Origin of the sequence: Pedobacter psychroterrae, assembly GCF_004331695.1 — a bacterium.
Lineage (GTDB): Bacteria > Bacteroidota > Bacteroidia > Sphingobacteriales > Sphingobacteriaceae > Pedobacter > Pedobacter psychroterrae.
The window spans coordinates 531361-548794 of the sequence record NZ_SJSL01000001.1; the positions used below are offsets into that span (position 1 = coordinate 531361).

Genomic DNA, 17434 nt, shown 5'->3' on the forward strand with positions numbered 1-17434 from the left:
AAAAATTACCACTTAAGGCGGTTCAACACATTAATATCTATTGACTGTGTATTTCTGTAAACCATTACAATAATACTTAAGCCTACAGCTACTTCTGCAGCTGCAAGTGCCATAATAAAAAACACAAACACCTGACCTGAAGGATCATTGCTGTGTACAGAAAAAGCCGTCAACAATAAGTTTACAGCATTAAGCATCAGCTCTACCGACATAAAAATAACGATGGCATTTCGGCGTGTTAACACACCGACAACGCCAATTGTGAAAATAATAGCACTTAGCCAGATGTAATGGTTAAGTGGCACTCCCTGCAATTGATGAGTCATGTTCTCCACTATGCTTTTTCTTTTTTAGTTAACAATACCGCACCAACCATTGCCGTAAGCAATAAAATTGAAGACAGTTCAAAAGGCAACATAAACGGCCCGAATAATTCCTTACCGAGGTTCTTCAACAGTCCCAGATTTGGATTTTTTAACACCACAGGGTCAGAGATGGCAGTCGCCTTCAATGAACCTACCAAGGTTACAACAAGACAGCATCCGGCAATGACACCTACTATCTTTACCATATTTGATTTCAGCGGTTCATTATCCTTATTTAGATTCAGTAGCATCAGTACAAAAAGAAACAGTACCATAATCGCTCCCATATACACAATAAAGTTTACCACTGCCAGGAACTGTGCGTTTAAAAGAATATAGTGGACCGTGAAAGTAAAAAACGTAAGAATCAGATAAAGCACGCTATGCACCGGGTTTTTAGAAAAAATAACCATCAGTGAAAAGATCACGCTAAATGTTGCTACAAAATAGAATACCGATGTACCCATTATTTATTATTGTTTAGTGGCTGTTCAACCAGTTTGTCTTTACCATAAATGAAATCCTTGCGCAGGTAATCAGCAGGAACTATTGGGCCATCCAGATAAATGGCCTCTTTTGGACAAGCTTCTTCGCATAGTCCGCAGAAAATACACCTGAGCATATTGATCTCATAAACTGCTGCATACTTTTCTTCTCTGTAAAGCTCCTTCTCCTCTTGTTTACGTTCTGCCGCTATCATCGTAATTGCTTCTGCAGGGCACGACAATGCACACAACCCGCATGCAGTACAACGTTCCCTGCCTTGCTCATCTCTTTTCAAAGAATGCATCCCCCGGAAATTGGTAGAGAATTCGCGCTCCTGTTCGGGATAACGAATTGTTGCCTCTTTTTTAAAGATATGACTTATCGTAACGGACAACCCCTTCACTATAGCAGGCAGGTACATGCGCTCTGCTAAGGTAAGCGGCTTTTGTTCTAATACTTTCTTTTTACTGGTTAATGGCTCCATTAAACCTCCTTTATATTATCCGCAATGCGGTGTTAAAATTTCTCAATTATAGCGATCACAACACCTGTAATGATAACATTTGCTATAGCTAGCGGGATCAATACCTTCCAGCCCAGATGCATTAACTGATCATAGCGGAAACGTGGAATTGTCCAGCGTACCCACATGAAAAAGAAAATAAATGCAAATATTTTCACAAAAAATACTACAGTTCCTATCAATGGCCCAAATAAAGGGCCAGCATTCAGCAATACCCAGTCCATGCCAGGATAGTTATATCCACCAAAATATAACGTCGCCATCACTGCTGCTGAAACAAACATATTGATGTATTCCGCAAACAGGTAAAAGCCCAGTTTCATTGAAGAATATTCTGTATGGTATCCACCGATTAACTCGGTCTCGCACTCAGGTAAATCAAAAGGGGCTCTGTTAGTCTCCGCAAAAGCACAGATGATAAAAATGAGGAAACCCAGCGGCTGATAGATGATATTCCACTGCCATCCATGCTGTTGCTCCACTATTTCTTTCAGGCTCATGGTATTAGTCACGAGTAATAAAGCAATAATCGACAAGCCCATTGCGATCTCATAACTTATATTTTGAGAGGCAGCACGTATGGCACTTAATAAGGAATACTTATTATTAGATGCCCATCCTCCTATCATAACGCCATATACCCCAAGCGATACCACGCCAAAAATATACAGGATACCAACATTAATATCTGTGACCTGAAGGGGGACAATTCTATCACCGATCTGTACATCACTACCCCAGGGAATCACCGCTGTACCTATACAAGCTGTAAGCATTGCCAGACCAGGCCCCACCATAAATAGCCATTTATTGGCATTAGTTGGGATAATTTCTTCCTTCATAAACATCTTCAGGCCATCTGCCAACGGCTGAAACATTCCGAAAGGGCCTGCTCTGTCCGGACCTAACCTATCCTGTAAAAAAGCAGCTACTTTACGCTCAGCATAGGTTGAGTACATTGCTATCAGTAAACTAATAGCGAATATGATCGTTACCAGTATGAATTTCTCTATTACAAAAGCTATATCCATTAGAATTTAGTCGTTTTTTCCAGTTCTACCTTATTGGCTTGTTGCAATTGTGGATTATTCTGAATCACAGGCAATGGTTTTAAAGTCTCATAATGATTAGACGCAATAACCGATGCATCACTGATGTGTGTTGGGTGTTCTATAACCCAGTCTGACGTTTGCTTTTTATCAAACCTGCAGGTATTGCATATAAACTCCTCAACCTCACCATAGATATCCTTACGTGCGGTTACCCTCAAAACTTCCTCTCCTTTGTACCACAGTGTAACTTTACCACTGCATGTAGGGCAATCACGATGTGCATCAATAGGTTTTGTAAACCAAACCCTGTTTCTAAACCTGAATGTTCTATCAGTTAAAGCCCCTACAGGACATACATCGATCACATTTCCCGAGAAATCATTGTCAACAGCAGTTTGTATGTATGTAGAGATCTCGGAATGGTCTCCGCGGTTTAAAATACCGTGAACACGCTTATTCGTAATCTGATCAGCGGTAAACACACAACGATAGCATAAAATGCACCTGTTCATGTGTAATTGTATCTTATCACCAATGTCGATCCGCTCAAATGTTCTGCGTTCAAACTCGTACCTGGTCTTTTGCAGGCCATGTTCATAACCAAGGTTTTGAAGATCACATTCGCCCGCCTGGTCACATACAGGACAATCTAAAGGGTGATTAATCAGCAGCATCTCTACTACACCGCTGCGTGCTTCGATGACTTCGGGCGAGGTAATATTTTGCACCTCCATGCCATCCATCACTGTTGTACGGCAAGATGCTACCAGTTTGGGCATAGGACGTGGATCTTTTTCAGAACCCTTACTAACCTTTACAATACACGTACGGCATTTTCCGCCGCTGCCTTCTAATTTAGAATAATAGCACATAGCTGGAGGCACAATATCGCCACCTATCTGCCTTGCAGCATTTAGAATGGTTGTGCCGGGCGCTACTTCTACTGTTATCCCGTCTATGGTTACCTTAACTTTATCACTCATGATTGTTAATTTCCTGTCGTAACTTCTGCCTTAGCAATTGGCTCAGCATAGTTTGCCAGACCGTAATTTGTATCTAAACTTTTAACTGGCTCCTTAACATGCCATTCAAATTCATCTCTAAAATGTCGTATCGCACTTGCTACTGGCCATGCTGCTGCATCTCCTAAGGGACAAATTGTATTTCCTTCTATTTTTTTAGAAACGTCAACCAAAAGATCAATATCACTCATCTTTCCATGTCCATATTCTAATCTGTGCAGCACTTTTTCCATCCAGCCCGTTCCTTCTCTGCAAGGCGAACATTGACCGCAACTCTCATGGTGATAAAACCGCGAAAAATTCCAGGTATTTCTAACTATACACTGATCCTCGTCAAAAGCAATGAAACCGCCTGAACCCATCATCGTTCCGGTAGCAAAACCACCTTCTGAAAGCGACTCATAGCTCATCAATCTTGGTTCACCATTCGCAAGTTTCAATGTCAGGTTAGCAGGCAAAACTGGCACAGAAGATCCTCCTGCTACAGTAGCTTTTAAGCGTTTACCATTTGCAATACCACCACACCACTCATCAGAATAGATAAATTCTTCAACCGGCAGGCCCAACTCTATTTCATATACACCAGGCCTAACTAAATTTCCAGAAGCTGAAATCAATTTTGTTCCGGTACTTCTGCCAATACCAATCTTTGCGTACTCATCGCCCCCATCATTAATGATCGGAACAACGGCAGCGATAGATTCAACATTATTTACTACAGTCGGACAGCCATATAATCCGGCAATAGCAGGAAACGGTGGTTTTATTCTAGGATTGCCTCTTTTACCTTCCAGCGATTCCAGCAAAGCTGTTTCTTCACCGCAAATATAAGCGCCTCCACCAGGCTGAACATATAGTTCCAGGTTGTACCCTGTTCCCAAAATATTCTGTCCCAGGAAACCCGCAGCTTTAGCTTCGGCAATTGCCTTTTCTAAAATACGGATCTGAGGCATCATTTCGCCTCTTACATAAATATAAGAGGTATTTGCACCTAAGGCGAAACTTGAAACGATCATTCCCTCTATTAAGGCATGAGGAATATAAGTCATCAAATAACGGTCTTTAAAAGTACCGGGCTCAGATTCGTCAGCATTACAAACCAGGTAACGTGCTACGCCCTCTGGCTTTGCTAAAAAGCTCCATTTCATACCTGTCGGGAATCCAGCACCTCCACGACCACGTAATCCTGACTTCTTAACTTCTTCAACCACTTCTTCAGGTGACAAAGTCTTCAATGCTTTTTCAACGGCCCTGTATCCGCCTTTTTGGCGATAAACATCAAGTGTATTGATGCCTGGTACGTTTATATGTTCTAATAATAGTTTCCGAGCCATTATTTATCGCGTAAGTCTTGTATCAATTGATCTACCTTTTGTTCATTGAGGTTCTCATAAAAAGTATATTCAGGGCCAATCTGAAGTACAGGTCCATAGCCGCATGCTGCTAAGCATTCTACACCTCTCCAGCTAAACAAGCCATCTGGAGTAACCACACCTTCTTTAACACCCAGCCGCTGTTCTAAATGGTCCATTAACTTTTCTGCACCTACCAGACAACAAGGTCCTGTTCTGCATACTTCCAAAACAAACTTCCCCTGTGGTTTTAAAAAGTACATGCTATAGAAAGAAGCAACTTCATAAACCTCAATAGGCTGAATAGTTAGAAAAGAGGCGACCTTGTCCATTGCATCAGGACTTAGCCATCCAAGTTCAGCCTGAACTTCATGCAGGATAGGCAACAAGGCAGATTTATGTTTGCCTCCAGGATATCGTTTAACAATTTCACCGCATTTTTCTATCAATGCTGATGAAAATGTAACAGGTTGTTGTTCTTCTACTTTAAGCATCTAATTCTCCTGCTATAATATTCATACTACTCATATTGATAATGGCATCGGACAATAGCATGCCTTTACTCATAGGAGCAAACATTTGATAATTGATAAAGCTGGGCCTTCTAAAATGTAAACGATAAGGAGTTCTTCCCCCATCATTTATCAGGTAAAAACCAAGCTCACCGTTTCCACCCTCTACAGAATGGTAAATCTCAGACTTAGGAGTATCGATCTCTCCCATCACAATTTTAAAGTGATAGATCAACGCCTCCATATTATTATAAACTTCTTCTTTTGCCGGCAGATAAAACTCAGGGACATCTGCATGAAATATCCCTTTGGGCTCATGCTTTAATTTCTCCATCCCCTGCTCTATTAATCTTAGGCTTTGCCACATTTCTTCATTACGTACCAGATACCTGTCGTAAATATCTCCGCTAGTCCCCACAGGAACCTCAAAATCGAAATCTTCATAAGAAGCATATGGATCGCTTACACGAACATCATAATCTACACCTGCCGAACGTAATAATGGGCCTGTCCATCCGTAATCAAGCGCCTGTTCAGCACTTACCGCTGCAACTTTAGCAGTTCTGTCGATGAAGATCCTGTTACGGTTGAGCAAGCTTTCAAATTCTCTTAATGCAACTGGAAACTCTTTTAAAAATTTATTGATCTTCGCAAAAGCGATCTCATTAAAATCTCTTTCAAAACCACCAATCCTGCCAATATTGGTGGTTAATCTAGCTCCGCAGATCTCTTCGTAGATTTCGTAAATATGCTCTCTAAACTGGAAAAGATAAAGGAAGGTTGTCGTTGCCCCGGTATCCTGAGCAATGATCGTATTGCAGATGATATGATCAGAAATACGCGCCAGCTCCATGATGATTACCCTTAAATAATCAACACGCTTAGGCATTTTAATATTCAGCAGTTTTTCTACTGTCATGTGCCAGCCCATATTGTTGATGGGCGAAGAGCAATAGTTCAGCCTGTCTGTTAAAGGAGTGATCTGGTAAAAAGGCCTGTGTTCTGCAATTTTCTCAAATGCCCTATGAATATAACCAATGGTAGAAACACCGCTTACTATGCGTTCTCCGTCTAATTGGATTACGTTCTGGAACACACCATGCGTTGCAGGATGGGTAGGCCCAAGATTCAGGGTCACCAGTTCATTCTGCGGATCATTATCTGTATATATCGGCTGATTCATGTATCTTATCTACCAAAGTATTCATCTTTTTTATCTACCCTGTTTGGATCTTCCAAAGGATATTGCTTCAACATAGGGAAAACACCCAGATCATCCATATTAAGAATTCTTCTCAAATCAGGATGCCCCTCAAACTTAACCCCAAAAAAATCGTAAGTCTCACGTTCCATCCAGTTAGCAGCATTCCACAATGTCGTTGCTGAAGGAATTTCAGGATGATGTCCATCTATGAACACCTTTATCCTTATCCTCATCTTATTCACCATACTGTGGAGGTGATAAACCACAGCAATACCATGTTTTTTCTCTGGATAATGAACCGCTGTAATATCAGTTAGGAAATTGAACCTGATTAAGCTATCCTCTTTCAAAAATGCCAAAACATTAATTATGATATCCTTTGTAGTTTCGAAAGTCAGCAAGCCATAAGGCTCATTAACACCTGTGATCTTTTCACCAAACTTCTCAGTCAGCGACTGTATCAAATCATGATTAGTCATGTCTGCCATTATTGTATTCCGTATGAAGCCAGCATATCTCTGTATTGATCAGAATTCCTCCTTCTCGACGATTCATTTCTTACCAGTTCCTGTATCTTACCAAAACCATCCAAAATAGCTTCAGGACGTGGGGGACAACCGGGGACATATACATCCACTGGAATAATCTCATCAATGCCCTGCAAAACAGAATAGGTATCAAAAATACCTCCGCTTGAAGCACATGCGCCAACCGCCATAACCCAGCGCGGCTCTGCCATCTGAAGATAAACCTGTTTTAACACCGGCCCCATCTTTTTTGCTATAGTACCCATAACCATCAATAAATCAGCCTGACGCGGAGAAAAGCTTAAACGCTCCGATCCAAATCTTGCCAGATCATAATGCGAGCCCATAGTAGCCATAAATTCAATTCCACAGCAAGATGTAGCAAAGGGCAACGGCCATAAAGAATGAGAACGCGCCAATCCAACAACCTTATCTAAGGAGGTAGCAAAAAAACCAGATCCCTCTATGCCCGGGGGGGCGTCTACTATATTGATGTCACTCATGATATAAAAAGAAAAAAGGCTCATTCCACTAAAGAATGAGCCACAAATTTACAATTTTTTAGAAGCAAATGAATTATGACTACATCATTTAGAACCGATCTAAATAGTTTAATTCCAGTCTAATGCTTTTTTCTTCAGGACATAAATAAAGCCCAGTAAAAGTGTACCCATAAATATGAACATCTCCACCATTCCGGCCATTCCAAGCTCCCTGAAATTAACCGCCCAGGGATACATGAAGATTACCTCCACATCAAATAACACAAAAAGAATCGCTATCAAAAAGTACTTAATAGAAAAAGGTTGTCTGGCATTACCAACTACCTTTACACCAGCTTCAAATGTTGACAGCTTATCTGCCGTTTTTCTTTTGGGGCCTAAATAGTGTGTTGCAATTAATGTTACTACAACAAAGCCTAAAGCAACAATAACCTGAAATATAATCGGCAAAAAATCTGCCGCTGTACTTTGTGTTTCCATTGAAAATATATTATTCGACAAAATTAAAAGAAAAAGGCAGGATAACAACCCTGCCTTCTTCTTTTATTAGCTTTTTACTATTTTTTCTTAGGTGTCGCTTTTGGTGCTGGCGCAGTTAAGGATTTAACTCCTTCCAATGCAGTTGCATTTTGAGGATCGAAAGCTAAAGCTTTATCCCAATATAATTTTGCCTTTGCTTTATCTTCTTTATATGCTGCAAATCCGGCAATTTGATTATACGCTTCAATCATCTTTGCCTTAATGCCCGGAGTCTGCTTATCAACATGAACTTCGGTTGAATCAAGGTATTGCTGATAAAATGGTAGTTTCAAACCAGTAGGATCTGTATCGCTATCTAATAAATTATTTACACGTCCTCTCCAGAGATAGGCATCATAGGTGGAAGGAGAATATTTTGCCAATGTAGCAAATGAAGAATCCGCTTTTACCAAAATGTCCTTTGAAGGATTTGTTTTCGCAGTATACCCCTCACCATAGTAGAAATAAGATGCAAGTCCATGATAATAGAAGTTTAGCAATGAGCCCGCCCCTTTAGCATTTGGATTAAATCTGTTTGTTAAAGCATATGTTTCCATTGCTTTTTTATACTCCTTTGCATCGTAATAAGTCTTGGAAAGATCAGCTAAAATCACAGCTTTTGAAGAATCTTTTTGAAGTGCTTTGGTTACATTAATAATACCAAGGCTATCTTGTTGATTTTTCAATTGCGCCTGACCTAAATACAAATAATCTTCTGAAATTATACGTGCCGTGTCTTTAACTTTAGCAAAGAAATCATCCATAAATTGAAGCGCCTGAGGATAGTTTTTATTCTCAAAAGCAGAATAACCACGTAATCTTAAAACAATTAGGTTTTTAGCATCATTAGGATTCATTGCTGCAAGTGCAGTTGTCTCCTCCTCAAGAGTTTTAAAGTCTTTTGCATAAAACAAGAACTGAGCATAACGCAATCTTGATTCGTAGGATTTATCTGTCAACTCCAGATATTTTTTATAATTAGTTAGTGCTTCTGCAGCCTTTGCATCAAAATTCGCCGGTTCCTGATTAGCCCATTGCATATACAATTCTGCAAGCTCACGGTACGCAGGCCCATAATTAGGATCCGCAGCAATAACACCTTTCAATTCTGTTTCACCTTCGGCAAAAGCTCTTGATTCTTTATACATCCTGCCAATCTGAACTGTGGAACGATATAAAGCCGCATCAATACTCAATGCGCGCATGTAGTTAGTTAATGCTTCTGAATTTTTTCTCTGCAAACCAAAATTATCTCCTAGCACAAGAAATGTTTCAGCATCCTTGTCCTTCTCATCAATCTCGTCTGCTTTTTGCAAATTTGTCAAAGCAGCGGTAAAATCAGGCTTATCTAATTCAAGATAGGCTTTTCCTATATACAAATAAGGCGTGTGATCCTTTTTTGAAGCTACCTCAATAGCTTTATCAAAATTAGTTTTTGCAGAAGTTGGATTATTTTCAACCAGATCTGCATGTCCCAGGCCAACGTAATTTAACGGAGACTTGGCATCAGCTGCTATACCCTGTGTAAAAGCTGCTCTTGCAGAATCTACATAATCCCTTCTTAAATAAACATCTCCAAGATTATAGTAATTCTCTGCGGCTCCTTTACCACCTGATTTTACCAATGTTTTAAGCATCGCTGTTGCTTTCTGGTACTGTTCGGCATCTACAGCCTTTTTTGCATCAGCTAAACTTTGAGCAAAAGAGGCAGAACCCATCACTACTAAACCTAAACTTAAGGCTATTGTTTTCTTTGTCATTTTCATGGTTCTTCTATTTTTTTTAAATTGTAATGAACCTTGCTTCTCAGGTTTCATAGTTCGTTGTTTTCGTAATTATATAAATTTATTTTGTATTCTTCAAGTTAAACTCTCTTGGCATCATTTTATGAGGTCCTAGTCCTGATTTGAGAACGATTAGCTGCCCACGGGGACTCATTACCCAATTTGCAAATCCTGTGCCTAAACCATCCCTGCCCTCGCAATTAATGATATAAACATTTCTCAAAAATGGATAAACTCCACTGATCAGGTTAGGCTGAACTGGTTTAAAGTAAGCATTAGCCCCTTTTTTACCCGATACATCCTTCACTCCCATCATTTTTACTTTCGCAATATAATCAGACATTTTGATATTATTAGCTATTAACCAATTTACACCAATAACACCAATAAAATTCTTATTATCAGCAACGTACCTTATAACGTCATTATTATTCTGTAAAGTATAAATACCTTTTTCCGGCAATTCTTTAATCTGGGCAAGCTCTTTAAAATACCTCAATGTGCTTGAATAGGCGTTATCAAAAACCAAACTTCTCTTGTCTGAAGATGTACCCTTCATAATTTTGATGACCTCTTCAACTGTAATATTAGAATCTATATCATCATTACCGGTAATTAATGCAATTCCATCAATTGCAAATCTTGATGTCTTTGGTATGATGTTTCTGTTCCTGTATACTTTTCCTTCTTCCTCAGTAAGCATTCTTGACAATACAATAACCCTTATGCTATCATTCAGAAAAGAGGGAACGATCTTATTTTCATTACCCTGGATAACTGTAAATTCGGCGTCCTTATAATCGTCTTTAAATACCGCTACCTGATCTGCTACCACAGAAGAAAAAGATTCGTCTACCAGTAGCTTAACCGACCCAGATGTACGTGTTTGCGTAACTGTTCCGGCCTCTTTTTGCTTGTTATTGCATGCTGCGAGCATCAGTAAAAAGAATACAAAAATTAAATTTCTCATCTCAATTATCTTCTTGTTTAATCAAACGGATAAACCTGATGGCAGCATATACAATTAATAAACAGCCTAGCATAACCCTGTATTGACGTTCCAGTGGTACCGGCATATCACTCCATATAATCAGCATACCTCCAAATATAATGTAGAAAGTAAACATGACAAGCCCCAAAATAAACAGAAATCGCTGTTGAGGCGATTTCTGTTTAAATGAATTAAAATCAAACATTAATTACTGCCCATTTAAGGTGAAACTAATAGGAATGTTGAATTTAACACGAACACTTTTACCATTTTGAATACCAGGTATCCATTTTGGACTCGCTTTCAATACCCTTACAGCCTCTTCATCAGTACCACCACCAAGTTTCCTATCAACTTTAATGTCGGTTAGCGCGCCATTTTTCTCTACCACGAACGATAAAAACACTTTACCCTGGATATTGTTTTCCTGTGCCATAGGCGGATATCTTACCGCTTTTCTAAGATACTCATAAAATTTAGACATACCTCCCGGGAATTCCGGTTGTTTTTCTAAACTCACAAAGTCATAAACTTTAGTATCCTCTACTACAGCAGCTTGTTTAGGTCCGTCACCAGCAGCTGTCGCAATTACGATATCTGCATCAGGATCACCTGCAATAGTCTTCTGACCTGGGTCAGCCTTTTTTAAATCCTCAATCTGAACAGGCTCTTCTTCCTTAACCAGCTCATCCGGCTTCACAATCGGAGGAGGGAATTTGATCTGATCCTGTTTTGGTGGAGGTGGCTCTACCGGAGGTGGCGGAGGTGTTTCCGGGTTTACTGGTGGTGGTGGCTGTACGATTACCTCCACTTGTTTAACTACCTCTTCCACAGGAGGCGGGCCTTCAAAAAACCCTTTTATTTTCGGTGATAGAAACGCCAATATGAATATTGTCGATGCTATCAGGAGGGCTTTAGCCGTATTTGCGTCACTTCGCTGGCGAAGCACATAAGCTCCGTAGTTCTTGTTCTTGTTCGCAAACACTACATCAAGCCAATCCCTTTTTAATAAATCTATTTTAGAACCAAACATAGCTTAAAATTTAAACGTTAATAATCTTATAGTATACCACCAGCTTTCATGGCTGCTTTCTCATCATCCGTAATAAAAACGTCATCAATAGCCGGAGCCGTTTTGATACCAGTTATATTAATCTCGTCCATGATATCCACAAAATTCTTATACGTTGCTCCATCAGTAGGTTTAACTACAATGATCAGCAACCTGCCTTTGGCCTTATATAGGTCATTCTTATTCTTTAATATCGATTTTCTAATGTCAGAAAATCCCTCAATATTCGGCGCACTTTCACCAGCTACTCCCATATACCAGGCAACCTTGTTATTTTTGCCCAATAATATAGTCATTGTCTCAGATGCACGCAATTCCATCTTTACATCATTGTCCTCTTGATCCGGTTTTGCAATATCCATTGCTATCGGCTTCGATAGGGAGGTGGTCAACATAAAGAAAGTAATTAACAGGAAGGCAAGGTCAACCATCGCAGTTAAATCTACTTTGGTATTGGCTTTCTTACTGCGGACTTTCTTGTCTTTGCCCCCCCCGCTGGAGGTATCTAATTCTGCCATAATATGTTTTATTGACCGCCTTCGGCAGACGTAATTAAACTAAATTTGTTAATTTTTTGTTTCTGAAGAATATCAATGATCTTCTTAACTGCAGGATATTCTTCTTCTGAATCTCCTTTCACACTAACTCTCATTTGAGTTTGGTGAAGTTCAGCAACAGAATGACGGGATTGCATCAGCCATTCAGCTAACTGGTTATTAGTCGAATCTGCAGGAATACCAGGACTTGCTTTTGAATACTTATCTCTGGCTTCACCAGTCAACATTATAAACTCTTTCAAGTTTCCTATTGGTACACCAAATGAACCCAATACAGAAAATCTTTTTATCTCCTCAGGTGTAAAAGTAATGTTATACTTCTCACCCATCTTTATAAGCGTAGCCTTTTTAATGTCGCTTCCTACAATTTCGTAAAACACTTTACCCTTACCAATAGAAAGGATGCCCATGTCCAGATCTGGAACCTTAATCTTGTAAGTTGAAGATGGTATCTTTACTTCCAAGGGGTCAGGCTGACGCGCTGTCGCTGTTAAAATAAAGAAAGTAAGTAACAGGAAAGACACGTCGCACATGGCGGTCATATCTATCGAAGTACTCTTTCTTTGAACCTTTGCTCTTGCCATAATTTTTTAAAAATTATTGATATTTTTATTAATGATGTTAATTCTTCCGGTTTTCCATAAAGCCGGTAAAAAAAAATTCATTATTTTTTATTTATGGGTACTAGCGTAAGTCTGGATAATGCTGAAACCTGCTTCATCAATTGCATAAGTCAATTTATCAATTTTAGAAGTAAGGATGTTGTACATAATAATAGCGAAAGTAGAAGTACCGATACCGGTAGCTGTATTAATAAGTGCTTCAGAGATACCAGTTGCAAGCGCAGCCTGATCCGGAGCTCCTGAGTTGGCCAAACCACCAAATGCCTTGATCATACCTGTTACCGTACCCAATAGACCTGTCAATGTACCTACAGATACCAAAGTAGCAATTACAGTAAGGTTTTGCTCCAACATAGGCATTTCCAAAGTTGTAGCTTCTTCAATGTCTTTTTGGATAGCAAGACATTTTTGATCTGTATCCATATTCGTCTCAGTTTCCATCTCACGATATTTTCTAAGACCTGATTTGATAACATTTGCAACAGAACCTTGTTGTTTATCACATTCAGCTAAAGCTGCTTCAATGTTATTTGAATTTAAAAATCCTTGAATTTTTTTAACGAATGTATCTAAACCTGCTTTACCGGTAGCTTTACCGATTACAATAAAACGCTCAATAGAGAATACAATTACCATAAGGAACATCCCCAATAGTACAGGTACAATGAAACCTCCTTTGTAAGCCATACCCATGTATGCGCCTGGTTTTGGCATTGTTTCGTGCAAATCCGGATCTCCTCCGTCGATGAAGTTACTTCTATCACCAAAGATAAATTTGAAGATAAGAATACCAATAATGATACAAATAGGAATTGTTAACGTTGCGAATAAATTTGAAGCCGAAGAAGAGCTCTCTTTTTGAACTGTTGTTGGTTTTGGTGCGTTTGCCATTTTTTTTTAGTTTTTTAGTTTTTAGTACTTTTTTAGTTTTTAAAATTAGTTTAAATATTCCGTAATACACACAACGACTATTAGAAACAATTGTTGCAACAGCAAATTTAAAATTTTGATTTAAATTCCAAATTAAATAATCATTACCTGCTGAGTGCTTTTTACTGTTATCTACCCCTTGTTCGTGTTACTGTATAATTAAAAAAGATTGCCTCGTTGCGGAGACAATCTTTCACAATTAAAACTAAAAAAAAACTGAAATGCAAATTTTTCAGTAAAAAAAATGCTTTAAGTTACGTTTTCTACAACTTTAGGTAGTGCAGCACGCATTTCGACATTCGCAAAGTCTTCAAACTGTCTGAAGTTATCAGTAAATGCAAGAGCAAGTTCGTTGGCTTTGCTATCATATTTCTGTTTGTCTTCCCATGTATTTCTAGGATTTAGGATTTCTGAAGGAACGTTCGGGCAGCTCACAGGCATTTGCAATCCAAAAACAGGATCTGCCATAAATTCTACCTTTTCAAGTTCACCATTTAGAGCAGCCGAGATCATTGCCCTTGTATAGGAAAGTTTTATCCGCTTCCCAACTCCATACCCACCACCGCTCCAGCCGGTATTTACCAGCCATACATTTACAGCATGCCTTTTCATCTTTTCTCCCAAAAGTGCAGCATAGCTCGCGGGGTGCAAAGGCAGGAATGCCTTTCCGAAACAGGCCGAAAAAGTGAGCTGGGGTTCAGTTATTCCAGCCTCCGTTCCAGCAACCTTAGCGGTATAACCTGACACAAAATGAAACATTGCCTGCCCGTTATTCAATTTGGATATAGGAGGCATCACACCAAAAGCGTCAGCTGTGAGAAAGAAAATATTTTTTGGATCGGCAGCTATAGAAGGGACAATTGCATTATAGATATGGCTTATCGGATAGGCTACCCTAGTATTTTCTGTCTTTGTTATGTTATTAAAATCAACTGTCCGCGTTCCTGGAAAATAGTTGATATTTTCCAATAAAGCACCAAATTTGATAGCATTGAAGATCTGAGGTTCCTTTTCTGCAGTCAGATCAACACATTTGGCATAACATCCTCCTTCAAAATTAAACACACTGCCATTTCCCCAGCCATGCTCATCATCCCCAATCAATCCCCGCTCAGGGTCAGCAGAAAGTGTAGTTTTACCAGTTCCGGACAAGCCGAAGAAGATAGCTGTATCGCCTGCCTTGCCCACATTAGCAGAACAGTGCATAGATAGTGTATTTCTTTGCATAGGGAGGATAAAATTCAGCACAGAAAATATTCCTTTCTTTATCTCTCCGGTATAGCCTGAACCGCCTATCAATATCATTTTCTTTGAGAAATTCAAAATTGAAAAGTTTGGCTGTCTTGTTCCGTCGACAGCCGGATCAGCTAAAAATGACGGCGAAGCAATTATAGTCCATTCCGGAATGGCACCAAGCTGTCCTTCTGGATTAAGAAACAGGTTATGAGCAAACAGGTTTTGATAAGCTGTTTCAGTAACTACCCGTATCGTTGTCTTGTAATCCTCAGCCGCACAGGCATATGCATCCCTTACATAATACTTCCTTTCATTGATATGAGAAGTAAGTTTATGCTGTAGCAAGTCAAATTTGTGAGGATCAAACTTGAAATTGACATCCCCCCACCACACCGAATTACGGGTCAGGCTATCACAAACTATAAATCTGTCTTTTGGTGAACGACCGGTAAATTTCCCCGTATCAATTGCCAGGGCTCCGGAATCGGCTAATGTTCCTTCTCCATTCTGCAAGGCTTCCTGAACCAATTGTGCTACATCCAGCTGATATAATGCGTTATCGGAATTGAGATTCAAATAGCATAAATCAAGCTTAGGCATAAATGCTTTGCTCATAAATAATAAGTTAGTCAGGCAAAGTTAAATACATAATAAGGTAAAAAGCACCCTTTTTCAGGAAAAAATTTACTTATTGTTGCTTTTACACTATTAACTATCTGACTGAAAACCAATAATTTAAACACAAAATAACACCAAATTTTAGCCGCCAGATCTTTTCACTTTATATCCTTCTTTTTGCAGCAGCAAGACTACCTTGTCTCTAAAATCCCCTTGTATCAGCACCTCTCCATCCTTACATGATCCACCTACTCCGCATTTTGTCTTCAGCATTTTCGTTAATTTTTCGAGATCATCATCCTTTCCGATAAACCCCGCCACCAGCGTAACAGCCTTCCCGCCCCTGTTCTTTCTATCCAGCATCACCCTCAGGTCCTGTTTATTATTAGGTAAAGCCTCTTCAGCAGATTCACTTTCACTTTCATAAACAAAAGCAGGGTCTGTAGAATACATGATCCCACCCAGGTCACTAAGCGTTTTCTTTTTTGGTTTCATAATTAAGGACTAATGATATTTAATGATAACGGATCTATCATGATTTCTATTTTTCTGCCCATAAGATAGGGCTCTCCATCGATATGGATACTCCCTTCTTCCTCACGAACAATCTTAATATGTCTGCCCCTGATGATCTCTACCAGGTCAGACTGGCCGGCATTAAACATTTCATACGCGAGTAGGGGCAGCCTGTATAAAGGCAGTTTTTTGATGATACAAACATCCAACAGTCCATCTGTGATCGAGGCTCTGGGAGCTATATGGGCATTGTTGCCATATTGAGAGGAATTGGCTATGCTCACCACCATAGCTTCACGCTCGTAAGTTTTACCATCAATATCCAGTTGGTATTGTCTGGGTTTATAACTCAGGATTTCTTTCATACCCAGCTTTAAGTAACCAGTAAAACCCCTCGACTTATTCCCGGCAAAAACAGCACTGATATGGGCATCAAATCCCATTCCAGCCATGTTAAAAAAATGTTTGCCATTGAACCGTGCCGTATCGACCACATTTACATGGCCTTGGTTAATCACTTTTATCGCCTCAATTGCATTCATGGGGATCTTTAAAAACCTGGCAAGCCCGTTGCCCGACCCAAATGGAATAATGCCAAGGACTTTCTTCTGCTGGACTACTTTGGCCGCGATTTCATTGATTGTACCGTCTCCCCCTACTGCTACAATAATGTCAAAATCTCTGCCGGCAGCTTCCTCTGCAATTTCAGAAGCGTGGCCCACATATTCCGTCACACTAAAAATCGGATTAAATTTAGACCGGTCCAGACAAGTATTTACCAGTTCTGGTATCCGCAATTTATCCTTCCCTCCTGAAATAGGGTTGATAATAAATAAAATATTAGATTTTGACAAAACCCGCTTAATTAATGACAGCACAAAATAATTGATATTTTTTGACTATTTAAATATATATACTAATTTTGCAGCATTAAAGTGGACTGATTTGCGATGCTATCTAAAAATAGCGGGATTGCAACCACGTAAAAAAAAGTGCTAATACTATCATACACTTCCTTTTACACCCTGTCTCGCAGGATCTG

Annotated in this window: 20 protein-coding genes; all 20 read right to left on the reverse strand. The window is 39.5% G+C overall.

From position 1 onward, the window contains the following. Window positions 1–5: 5 nt before the first annotated feature. The 20 genes from nuoK to EZ437_RS02325 all read right to left on the reverse strand — a co-directional run bounded on the left by nuoK (window position 6) and on the right by EZ437_RS02325 (window position 17246). Window positions 6–326, reverse strand: a complete 321-nt coding sequence (gene nuoK, locus EZ437_RS02225) for an NADH-quinone oxidoreductase subunit NuoK (protein WP_394343162.1) — start codon at window positions 324–326, stop codon at window positions 6–8. A gap of 8 nt (window positions 327–334) precedes the next feature. After that, window positions 335–832: an NADH-quinone oxidoreductase subunit J family protein gene (locus EZ437_RS02230; RefSeq protein WP_131592824.1), complete on the reverse strand. Its 498-nt coding sequence runs from the start codon at window positions 830–832 to the stop codon at window positions 335–337. Further along, a complete protein-coding gene (locus EZ437_RS02235) occupies window positions 832–1335 on the reverse strand; it encodes a NuoI/complex I 23 kDa subunit family protein (RefSeq protein ID WP_131592826.1) in 504 nt (167 codons plus the stop codon). Before EZ437_RS02235 ends, EZ437_RS02230 begins: the two co-directional genes overlap by 1 nt. A gap of 32 nt (window positions 1336–1367) precedes the next feature. After that, entirely contained in the window at window positions 1368–2405 is a 1038-nt protein-coding gene (nuoH, locus tag EZ437_RS02240) for an NADH-quinone oxidoreductase subunit NuoH (RefSeq protein WP_131592828.1), read from the reverse strand. Further along, complete coding sequence (locus EZ437_RS02245; RefSeq protein ID WP_131592830.1) at window positions 2405–3409, reverse strand: 2Fe-2S iron-sulfur cluster-binding protein; 1005 nt, start codon at window positions 3407–3409, stop codon at window positions 2405–2407. Before EZ437_RS02245 ends, nuoH begins: the two co-directional genes overlap by 1 nt. Before the next feature lie 5 nt (window positions 3410–3414). Continuing rightward, the gene (gene nuoF, locus EZ437_RS02250; protein WP_131592832.1) at window positions 3415–4782 is read right to left on the reverse strand and encodes an NADH-quinone oxidoreductase subunit NuoF; all 1368 of its coding nucleotides are present in this window, start codon (window positions 4780–4782) and stop codon (window positions 3415–3417) included. Further along, window positions 4782–5294: an NADH-quinone oxidoreductase subunit NuoE family protein gene (locus tag EZ437_RS02255; protein WP_131592834.1), complete on the reverse strand. Its 513-nt coding sequence runs from the start codon at window positions 5292–5294 to the stop codon at window positions 4782–4784. Before EZ437_RS02255 ends, nuoF begins: the two co-directional genes overlap by 1 nt. After that, the gene (locus EZ437_RS02260; protein WP_131592836.1) at window positions 5287–6495 is read right to left on the reverse strand and encodes an NADH-quinone oxidoreductase subunit D; all 1209 of its coding nucleotides are present in this window, start codon (window positions 6493–6495) and stop codon (window positions 5287–5289) included. The genes EZ437_RS02255 and EZ437_RS02260 overlap by 8 nt, the downstream gene beginning before the upstream one ends. 5 nt (window positions 6496–6500) lie before the next feature. Next, the gene (locus tag EZ437_RS02265; RefSeq protein ID WP_131592838.1) at window positions 6501–7004 is read right to left on the reverse strand and encodes an NADH-quinone oxidoreductase subunit C; all 504 of its coding nucleotides are present in this window, start codon (window positions 7002–7004) and stop codon (window positions 6501–6503) included. Further along, complete coding sequence (locus EZ437_RS02270) at window positions 7004–7546, reverse strand: NADH-quinone oxidoreductase subunit B (RefSeq protein ID WP_131595098.1); 543 nt, start codon at window positions 7544–7546, stop codon at window positions 7004–7006. The genes EZ437_RS02265 and EZ437_RS02270 overlap by 1 nt, the downstream gene beginning before the upstream one ends. A 108-nt stretch (window positions 7547–7654) precedes the next feature. Continuing rightward, window positions 7655–8026 (reverse strand): NADH-quinone oxidoreductase subunit A, encoded by a 372-nt coding sequence (locus EZ437_RS02275; RefSeq protein WP_131592840.1) that lies wholly within the window; start codon window positions 8024–8026, stop codon window positions 7655–7657. Window positions 8027–8103: 77 nt separating this feature from the next. Then, window positions 8104–9882, reverse strand: coding sequence for a tetratricopeptide repeat protein (locus EZ437_RS02280; protein ID WP_225869473.1), 1779 nt, complete (start codon window positions 9880–9882; stop codon window positions 8104–8106). 28 nt (window positions 9883–9910) lie between these two features. Then, window positions 9911–10819 (reverse strand): substrate-binding domain-containing protein, encoded by a 909-nt coding sequence (locus EZ437_RS02285; protein WP_131592843.1) that lies wholly within the window; start codon window positions 10817–10819, stop codon window positions 9911–9913. Between the two features lie 229 nt (window positions 10820–11048). Beyond that, entirely contained in the window at window positions 11049–11873 is an 825-nt protein-coding gene (locus tag EZ437_RS02295) for an energy transducer TonB (RefSeq protein ID WP_131592847.1), read from the reverse strand. Window positions 11874–11899: 26 nt separating this feature from the next. Next, window positions 11900–12430, reverse strand: coding sequence for an ExbD/TolR family protein (locus EZ437_RS02300; protein ID WP_131592849.1), 531 nt, complete (start codon window positions 12428–12430; stop codon window positions 11900–11902). A gap of 8 nt (window positions 12431–12438) precedes the next feature. Beyond that, complete coding sequence (locus EZ437_RS02305; RefSeq protein ID WP_131592852.1) at window positions 12439–13053, reverse strand: ExbD/TolR family protein; 615 nt, start codon at window positions 13051–13053, stop codon at window positions 12439–12441. A gap of 87 nt (window positions 13054–13140) precedes the next feature. After that, a complete protein-coding gene (locus EZ437_RS02310; RefSeq protein ID WP_131592854.1) occupies window positions 13141–13983 on the reverse strand; it encodes a MotA/TolQ/ExbB proton channel family protein in 843 nt (280 codons plus the stop codon). 288 nt (window positions 13984–14271) lie between these two features. Continuing rightward, window positions 14272–15873 carry a phosphoenolpyruvate carboxykinase (ATP) gene (gene pckA / locus EZ437_RS02315; protein ID WP_131592856.1) on the reverse strand — a complete coding sequence of 534 codons (1602 nt, stop codon included), beginning with the start codon at window positions 15871–15873 and terminating at the stop codon, window positions 14272–14274. A 144-nt stretch (window positions 15874–16017) separates the two neighbouring features. Further along, window positions 16018–16371, reverse strand: coding sequence for a translation initiation factor (locus tag EZ437_RS02320; protein ID WP_131592858.1), 354 nt, complete (start codon window positions 16369–16371; stop codon window positions 16018–16020). A 2-nt stretch (window positions 16372–16373) separates the two neighbouring features. After that, entirely contained in the window at window positions 16374–17246 is an 873-nt protein-coding gene (locus EZ437_RS02325; protein WP_131592860.1) for a diacylglycerol/lipid kinase family protein, read from the reverse strand. Between the last annotated feature and the right edge of the window lie 188 nt (window positions 17247–17434).